Source organism: Pseudomonas sp. AP19 (assembly GCF_001728855.1).
Taxonomy (GTDB): Bacteria; Pseudomonadota; Gammaproteobacteria; order Pseudomonadales; family Pseudomonadaceae; genus Aquipseudomonas; species Aquipseudomonas fluorescens.
Map to the genome: position 1 here is coordinate 1 of NZ_LXJP01000058.1, position 8349 is coordinate 8349.

General features: G+C 54.4%; 7 protein-coding genes. 1 reads left to right on the forward strand and 6 read right to left on the reverse strand.

The window, feature by feature from the left end:
* Positions 1 to 11: 11 nt before the first annotated feature.
* Positions 12 to 2576, reverse strand: a complete 2565-nt coding sequence (locus A7D21_RS27990) for an autotransporter outer membrane beta-barrel domain-containing protein (RefSeq protein ID WP_069553213.1) — start codon at positions 2574 to 2576, stop codon at positions 12 to 14.
* Between the two features lie 678 nt (positions 2577 to 3254).
* Here A7D21_RS27990 and A7D21_RS27995 point away from each other — a divergent pair.
* On the forward strand, positions 3255 to 3509 hold the full coding sequence (locus A7D21_RS27995; protein WP_017136667.1) for a hypothetical protein: 255 nt from the start codon (positions 3255 to 3257) through the stop codon (positions 3507 to 3509).
* A gap of 282 nt (positions 3510 to 3791) precedes the next feature.
* Here A7D21_RS27995 and A7D21_RS28000 read toward each other — a convergent pair whose 3' ends face one another.
* From A7D21_RS28000 to A7D21_RS34775, 5 genes are all read right to left on the reverse strand, one after another.
* A complete protein-coding gene (locus A7D21_RS28000) occupies positions 3792 to 4211 on the reverse strand; it encodes a hypothetical protein (RefSeq protein WP_017136666.1) in 420 nt (139 codons plus the stop codon).
* A 75-nt stretch (positions 4212 to 4286) separates the two neighbouring features.
* Complete coding sequence (gene lepB / locus A7D21_RS28005) at positions 4287 to 5075, reverse strand: signal peptidase I (protein WP_053253754.1); 789 nt, start codon at positions 5073 to 5075, stop codon at positions 4287 to 4289.
* A gap of 126 nt (positions 5076 to 5201) precedes the next feature.
* On the reverse strand, positions 5202 to 5798 hold the full coding sequence (locus tag A7D21_RS28010; protein WP_053253753.1) for an imm11 family protein: 597 nt from the start codon (positions 5796 to 5798) through the stop codon (positions 5202 to 5204).
* A gap of 490 nt (positions 5799 to 6288) precedes the next feature.
* Complete coding sequence (locus A7D21_RS28015; RefSeq protein ID WP_053253752.1) at positions 6289 to 6774, reverse strand: hypothetical protein; 486 nt, start codon at positions 6772 to 6774, stop codon at positions 6289 to 6291.
* Positions 6775 to 7187: 413 nt separating this feature from the next.
* Positions 7188 to 7778, reverse strand: coding sequence for a transposase (locus A7D21_RS34775; RefSeq protein ID WP_232005437.1), 591 nt, complete (start codon positions 7776 to 7778; stop codon positions 7188 to 7190).
* Between the last annotated feature and the right edge of the window lie 571 nt (positions 7779 to 8349).

The following is an 8349-nucleotide window of genomic DNA, read 5'->3' on the forward strand; positions in this document are numbered from 1 at the left end:
GGCGTTGGGGCTTAGAACGCGTAACGCGCTTTGAGCATCACGCCATCGGCGTCAAAGCCACTGCGCGCTTGGCGGGTGTAGCTGGCGCCCACGGTGAAGTCCGCCACCTGATAGTTCACGCCCACACTCGCCTCGTAGCTGTCACGCGCCACCGACGCGCCGGTGGTGGTGAACGCCGCACCACCCGCCACAAAGTTGGAGGTTTGCGCGACGCGATCACCCATCAGGTCGTGGTACGCCATCAAGGTCGCTTCCGGTTGCAGGCTACCCGCGCCCATCGGCAGGTTGCCGGCCAGGCGAAGACCGGCGCCCAACTCACCCACTTCATAACGCTGCGAACGGGTGCTCAGTGCGGCCGCCGAACCTTTCTCGTCGAAGCCATCCATGCGCACGTTGGCATAACGCGCCGCCACGCGCGGCTCGATCACCACGGCCTGCGACGGCTTGAAGCTGTAGCCGCCGATCACGCTGGCGGCCAACACATTGCTGTCGTAACTGCCCTTGGCCGTGGTGCCGGCCACATGGCGTTTGCTGTCGTTGTCGTTGTGGCCGTAGCTGAGGCTGCCGTCGACAAACCAGTTTTGCAGCGCCCAGTTGCCATACAGCGACAGCGCGTGGCCCTCGACGTCGGTCTTGTTGCCCAGGTCCGAATGGATGTTGGAATTAAGGTAGCTGTAAGCCACGCCCAGGGTGGTGGTGTCGTTCAAACGCCCGTCCACACCCACGGCCATGCCGCTGCTGTTGGCCGAGTAACCGTTGTTACCGCCGCGCCCATCCTGGTCCATGTTGCTGCTCAAACCCTGCACCCACACGCCGCCGGTTTGATGGCCTTCGCGCTGGTCGGTAAGGCGGTTGAAGATTGCGCCATTGATAACAGTCTGCCCCGACAACGCCACGTCCAGCGCGCCCCGGTTGGCGTCCGGCTTGAGCTGTTCACTCACCTGAGCAAGCTGTTGCGCAGTCCCGGCGTTGGCGAGGGACTGGAACACTGGGTCGTTCTGGTTGAGCCCGCCGAGCACCTCCTTCTTGAACGTATTCACCGCCGTGGCCGCTGCGGCGCTGGCACCTGCACCGGCAAGTTCCTGCTGCACTTGCTGGTTGTCTTTAACTGCGACGACAGCCTTGACCGTTTGCGCATCCGCCGAGTAGCTCAGCACGTTGAGCAGCGATGACGAACTGGCAACCGACAGGCCGTTGTTCTGCACACTGGTGGCCTGCAACAGGGTGTATTGAGTGCCGTTATTGGTGCGCGCAAAGTCGCCTGGCTGCGCACTCACCGTGAGCTTCGACGCCTGGGCGAAATTAGCCGTACCGTTGACCGACAGATACGGCGTGGTCGGCACCACGCTGTCGGCCAGGTGCATATCAATGCCCGCACCGCTGGCGACGTTAAGGTTGCCGCTGATCGTGGTACCGGGCGCGGCCAGGTTCAACGAGCCGGAATTAATCGAGACCGGCGCGATGATGCGCTGGCCGGCGAAATCAGCTTGGCCCGCTACATTCACCGCGCTCAAGTTGAGCAGGTCGCCGGTGATTTTGCCGCCCGTCCAGTTCAGCGTGGCAAGGTTGGCGGCGTCGATGGCCGTGCCGGATTTGCTGCGGATCTCGCCTGCTTGCTGGTTGATCTCGAAGGGCGAAGTCTGGTCGCGGGCATTGACCAGGATCGCGGTGCTGTCGGCACTGATCAGACCCCGGTTGATAACGCCGCGCGCGCCCGACTGCGGGTTCTGGGTAAAGGTCGCCCCAGTCAGATGCACAGCCACCGCATTGGCGCCGTTGGCTTCAATCGTGCCGGTGTTGAGCAAGTAATCGAAGGTGCCGGAGTTGAACTGTACGGCCCTGGCCATACCACCGTTGACCGTCACCACACCGCTGTTTTCTATACGCAGGTCACTGGTGTCGGTTTCAACTTCAATGCCCAACGCCTCTTCGCCCGTGACGCGGATGGTGCCGGAGTTGAGGATTTTGCCGCCGACGGTCACCGGCATGTTGTTATGGGTGTCCAGGATCAGGCCGTAGCCGTAGATGGAAGTGACATCAATCAGGCCGGAGTTGATCACGTCACCACCGACGGTCGTGCCATTGAGGTACATGCCCTCGCCGTCACTGTCCGACCCCGGCACGTCAACGGTGACGATAGTTCCGGAGTTGATCACGCTGCCGCCGATGTTCGCGGCGCCCACCTCAAAACCTTCGGCCCAGGTCTGGTTGGTGAGCCTGATCGTACCGGCCTGGATGACATCACCGGTGATCGTGCCGCCACGGGCAAGCAGATCAGAGTCCAGCGCGCCATCCACCACAAAACCACGGATGTTGAGGCCACTGCCATCGATGTTGTAGTCGGCGCGGTTGATCAGCGAACCCTGAACATTGGTCTCGGCAACACTGGCCCCATCGACATTACGCTGGGTAGCCACCACATTGCGCGACCCGACCAAGGTGACAGGCTCGTTGAACACCTGGCCTTTCCACTTGTTCTCGCCGCTGCTCACGTCGAATTCCACCGCAGCAACATGCGCGGCGCCTGCGCTGACCATCAGGGCCAGCAGGGTTTTCTGGAACGGCTTGCGCTTCATTTCAAACTCCATGAACTACAGTCAAAGCCGCCAATACGCCCGGCGGCTGTAGGTGTGCTGAGCGAGGGACCAGATGATCCGAATGTATTCCCCCAAGGCGCCCTGCTGAACCCCAGGCGCGAGCAATCGCACCGCAGCCGGTGGTGGCAGAAAAGGGATTGGGGAGGCGAAGTTCACATTAATCCTTAATGTCGTTTTAAAACGCTGCAGTCCATGCAGCCCGACCGGTTGCGGGTGGGCGGGGTAAAGACCCGGACTTGAGGGAAATGGTTCCTTTTGCGGTAGGACGCTTCCCCAAACTACCGAGGATTTGCCTGATATCCGTGAGCGGACGGCAGAATGCGTTGGGGATGGTGGGGTTGGGGATCGGCGAAAGGGGGTTGAGTCAGGGCGTTGGTGCCTTGCGTGGGTTTGGGTGGGGGGCTTATAGTCCGGCCCGTCGCCCAACAAGGGCGATCGGATTTGGCGATCCGTTGACCGTATGCGAAAGCTTTCTGCTTGCTTGCAGGGGCTTCCGTACCCGCATCGCTGCTTTATGGCAGCTGTGCGCGGGAGACCTTCGGGTCTGCCGGAACTCGGTCCCGGTTCGCCAACCTGCGTACAGCTGTCACCCATTCGTTTGGCGACGATAGGTGACAGCTTCACTCTACTGACCGAGGTTTCACCATGAACCAATACATGCCCCTAACGGGCCACGACTGCACCGTCCCCGCTCTGCTTATCGACACCAGCGCGCCCCTCGACGTACTCCACGACGCCGCCGCGTACCGGATTCGCGCCGTCACGCAACTGTTGGAAAACCTGGCCTTCCGCGAACAGCTCAGCAGCGATGCTGTGGTGCTTCAAGACTTCGCCCAACTACTGGCTATACCGCTGCGGGATGGGTGTGATTTGCTGGATGTCATTATTCGCAGGCTTAACAGCGTCAACTGACCGCGACAGGGCGGCTGACGAGTTGCCCTGTTAATGGTGAGGCAGTGAATAGGTGCGGGCCACGCTTGGGCAGTAAAAGTGGCCTGTCGCCTATGCAGCCTTGGCGCTGTGAAAAGCATGCACTGGGGGAAAAGGGAACGGATTTATTTTATAGCCCTTAAATAACTCTATCCGCTTTGTACCCTGATGCCGAAACGTTCGGTGGCAAGGGCCGAAATCAGAAAAATGGCCACTCTACGAAGATTAAGTAAGTGCCATTCAAATCCGTGCCCTTTTTCTGCTCTATTTCCTCCCGGCGCAAATCTGCTCCCAGCCTTTCACGATGGTGCCGGTGTACTTGCCACAGGTCGCCCCTTCCAAATTCGCGTCGAGCGCGTCGCGCTCAGGCGCAAGCCATACCGCGTCGGCCAAGTACACCGCGCCCGCTGCCAGCAGCAGAACCACGGCCACCCGCGTCACCATGTAGCGCGCCGTGGCCCGAGGCGTGCGCAAGCGCTCGAACACAAATGCGAACAGCAGCCCAATGCCACACATCAGGAAACCGCCCAGCGCCGCTCCGAAAGCGCCGGCGGTAGAGCTGTCGAAGGAGCCCCACGCCAACATACAAACGCTTGCACTGACGAACATCAGCAGCAGGCACAACCCCTGCACCAACCGCCATCCGACTACCGCTAAACCTGCCATCTGAACCTCACGTGTCATGGGAACCTCGTACCTATATGCGCCGGCTCATTCAAAAAACGTGGTCTGACCCCAATATCTCACCAATATCTCTCTTCAAGGGAACGTGGTACCGATGCGCCCCAGGTCACCCGAGAACCAGATGCCGGTCACTTTGCCGACCACATCCTCATCGGCCACCTGGCCCATGAAGCGGCTGTCATTGCTCACATCGCGGTTGTCGCCCAATAAGTACACATGGCCTGGCTCGACGCGCAGAGGCGCCAGCGTAAGGGAATAGTCCTTTTTGACGCGCTCGGCCGGTGCATGGAACAACCCCAGGTTCTCGCCGTTGCGGATCAACTCGCCATTGACGATCGCCAGCGTGTCGCCGCCAATGCCCGCCACGCGCTTGACCGCCTCAGTGCCGTCCCAGCGGTACACCACGATATCGCCCACCTTGGGCGCACCTGGCCGCAGGTCAGAGATGATGTAGTCGCCAACCGACAGCGTAGGTGCCATCGAGCCCGACGGTATGAAGTAGTTTTTGAAGCCTAGCAGCGGCGCGCGAAACACCTCGAATAGTAGCAAGGTGATCACGATCAGCACACCCACGTAGAGCACATGGAAACGCTTGCGTGGCAGGCCTGGCGGGCCGTCGTAACGGCGGGCAAGCACAGCGGAGGCAATCGCGGTGGCCAGCTTGAGCGTGATGATAAAAGCGATGAATACATACAGCCCGACAGGCGTGGCGGCCAACCCGCTCACCCCCATCAGCACAACGCCGATATACATCAGCGCCGCCACCCGGATGGCCCATTTGATACGGCCGACGTACACCAACCCCCAGCCTGCAAACAAGCAGGACATCAGAAAGGCGAGGAGCGAGAACTTGCTGGATTTCATTGGTCATCCTTGATGAGAGGCGAAAAGGGGCAGATTTATTTAATTAACAAAGCACTCGAAAAATCAAATAAATCCGTCCACTTTTTTCTTTTGGCTGATGCCTATTTTTTGCTCTTCTGATTTTCTTTATGCAACAGTAACCTTATCGCCATTAACCGACTCAAATACCGCCCCCACCACTCCTGCTGCCTCAAATCGAAGTTTCACATCTTCGCTTACTACAATCGCACCCAAATATTTTTTAATCCTAAAAATATGAAAATCACCTACTTTTGACTCATCTATGGCCAAATTATAAAACGCGCGGTATTGACCAGCCATGTCTGGGCGCACAGGATCATTCACTGAAAACTTTGTAAACCTTGAAGACTCTTCATCTACACAATCTATTTGTGTTTCTATGATCATTAGAAAATAATTTTGCGAAACGTGTTTCCCTTCGATATCAACGGGCTCAAAGACCACATTATGATAAGTTTGATCGACTTCAGACAAACCTATGAGTGAATTTCGAGCTCTCTCACTCAGAACAGGAACACTCGCGTAGCCCGCTAGAGAATAATCAATTTCAACGCCGTCGAACCTGACATCGAGCGTATATCTGCCAGGCTCCATGAAATTAAGGGGTGGATTACTAAAGTTCCAATTATCCACGTGCCTCACATCGCCGAGCACCCACTTTCCGGAAATAGAAAGATCCTGACGCAGCAAATAATATTTCATATCAATCCCTAGTCAGCTACTTATTAACTTCACTACCCACTATAGGAAATAGGGGTCAGACCACTATTCTTAAACTTTTAACACACACTTTTCCGGGCGTCCTGACACACTCGGCGAAACTCCTTTACCTAATATCTGCGCAATCTCTGACGCAAACTTCTGATCGCCCAAAACATAATTGCCGTTTGTAGAAGATCGAATTTGTTCTATCAACTCAGGTGAAAGCCGATCCAGGAATGTTGACCGGTAAGCTTCGGCTCGTTGCGCGGCGCCGCTACCTAAGTCGCTATAAACTGCATGCGGACTTATAAAGCCTGATAGCTCGCCCTGTGCGTTTGCCCTATAGCTGGTCCAACGGTAGTCGCCCGGATGAGCAACCATACCCGCTCTGACCGGGTTCATTTCGATAGGGCGGAAAGGGGACAGATTTATTTAATTAACAAAGCACTCGTAAAATTAAATAAATCCGTCCCCTTTCCCCTCCATCAAATCACACATTAGAAAGCTTCCACAGTATCGCGTAAGGCAGCTCTTCATCAACAATATCATGCAAGCGAAAATAATAAACAGCCAATGAGCTTTCTAAGCCCTTATGAACAAATGCACCATCAGACATAACACGATAGGAGGCGTACTCAATAAATTTGTCAGAACCAAGAGAGCCAAGAGCATTTTTTATCTGACTATAGGTCTCCCCCGCCCCAACTGGAAGCAATTCAGGCGGCGGCCGGCATACGGCCATGTCATCATTTTCAACATCCCTGTAGTAGGCTCTTCTAAATGCAGGCTCACTGCAGGCCCAGTAGAGGGATAGCAAACGAAGTTTTTCCTCTCCCTCATCAGAAAAAGCGTCAGCTAAAAAATACTGATCGTCTGAAATTTTGTATGCACCGTCGCCCATAGCGATAACGCATTGCTCCCGTTCAACAACGACGTCCCCTACCTTTGACTTGCACAGCGATGACCATTCTTTCATGTTAAATACCTCAAGCCTACTGTGGCCATTTGAATATTCGACCTTCGACCCTGCCAGCCTTAAGCGCGCTCTCCGCGGCTGCTTTGGCCGATCCCTCCGGCATATTTTTAACGGAGTTTATGATCTCTGACTGCCAGGCCTTTAACTTTGAATCTGGTAAGGAAGTCGGATAGCTTCCGCCAGGAGCACGATACTTGGCGTCCCAGACGATCACAGATCGCGATGATGGATCATACGTAATGTAATCTGCACCTGGAAGTGACGCTTTCCCAGGTCCGGAAATTGGTGTTTGCCCCGATTCAATAGCCTGACTCCAGCCACGAGCCTCCCCAATTGCTCCGTTTAACTCAGAATATGGGCTGCGTCCGTTATTAACTTTTGCAACGGAAAATAGGGGTCAGACCACTATTCTTCTATTCTTTTAACTCATACTTTTTTGGGCGTCCTGACACACCCTGCGAAACTCTTTTACCTAATGCGTGCGCGATCTCGGACGCAAACTTCTGATCGCCCAAAACATAATTACCGTTTGTAGAAGATCGGATTTGTTCTATCAGCCCAGGTGAAAGTCGATCATTGAATAAAGACCGGTAAGCTTCGGCTCGTTGCGCGCTGCCGCTACCTAAGTCGCTATAAACTGCATGCGAGCTTATAAAGCCTGATAGCTCGCCCTGCGCGTTTGTCCTATAGCTGGTCCAACGGTAGTCGCCCGGATGAGCAACCATACCCGCTCTGACCGGGTTCATTTCGATATATCGATAGCAAGCTAAAACATAGTTGTCTTGTTGAACCAAATAGGAGCGGAAACGGCCTTCCCACAACGTGACCGTACGTTGATATGTTCGATTGACATATTGAACGTAGCGTTGCCCCAGCCCCTTCATAAGCAGGCCAGCCCCCGCGCAGCAGGTCGGAGTCAACAACAAGTGAACATGATTTGTCATCCAGCACAATGCGTGAACTTTACAGCCATACAGTTCAGCAAGCACGGCTAATGTATCCATGTAAAAATATAGTCTTTATCTGAATAAAAACACGCAGCCCGATTGTTTCCCCGCTGAATAATATGCAACGGGATATTCGGCATTAAAACCCTAGAACGGCGAGCCATATAAACCCCTAATTGGATAAGAGCTTACAGCTTAGTTGAAATTACTAGGCCAACGAAATAAAATAATCACAAAAAATAAATCATGCTTTTAAAAGAGCAACTCTACAAAACTCTAAAAAAGTAAAACCGTGGTCCACCCTATTTTTCCAAAATATAAAACATATTTTTAAAGAACAACTTCACTGAACTCTAAAAAACTCAAACGTGGTCTAACCCCTATTTCCCCATCTGAAGGCGAAAAGGGTCAGATTTATTTAAGTAAAAAAGAACTTGGACAATTAAATAAATCCGTCCCCTTTTTCTACAGTCCCTTTTTTGTATGCTGCTGGGGTTATTAGGCCCTTGAAACATCCTTTAATCTTGGTCGACTGGTCTCGAGTTGTCTTACCAGTTTGCCAAGCGTGGAGGTCACGTGCGGACAGCAGGCAGGGCAACAAGTCGTCATTGTTGGGAGTGCGCCAGTT

Coding starts and splice junctions, on each gene's coding strand:
- lepB (WP_053253754.1), bottom strand. CDS start 5,075: ATGAAATCCAGCAAGTTCTCGCTCCTCGCCTTTCTGATGTCCTGCTTG.
- A7D21_RS28010 (WP_053253753.1), bottom strand. CDS start 5,798: ATGAAATATTATTTGCTGCGTCAGGATCTTTCTATTTCCGGAAAGTGG.
- A7D21_RS28015 (WP_053253752.1), bottom strand. CDS start 6,774: ATGAAAGAATGGTCATCGCTGTGCAAGTCAAAGGTAGGGGACGTCGTT.
- A7D21_RS27995 (WP_017136667.1), top strand. CDS start 3,255: ATGCCCCTAACGGGCCACGACTGCACCGTCCCCGCTCTGCTTATCGAC.
- A7D21_RS34775 (WP_232005437.1), bottom strand. CDS start 7,778: ATGGATACATTAGCCGTGCTTGCTGAACTGTATGGCTGTAAAGTTCAC.
- A7D21_RS27990 (WP_069553213.1), bottom strand. CDS start 2,576: ATGAAGCGCAAGCCGTTCCAGAAAACCCTGCTGGCCCTGATGGTCAGC.
- A7D21_RS28000 (WP_017136666.1), bottom strand. CDS start 4,211: ATGACACGTGAGGTTCAGATGGCAGGTTTAGCGGTAGTCGGATGGCGG.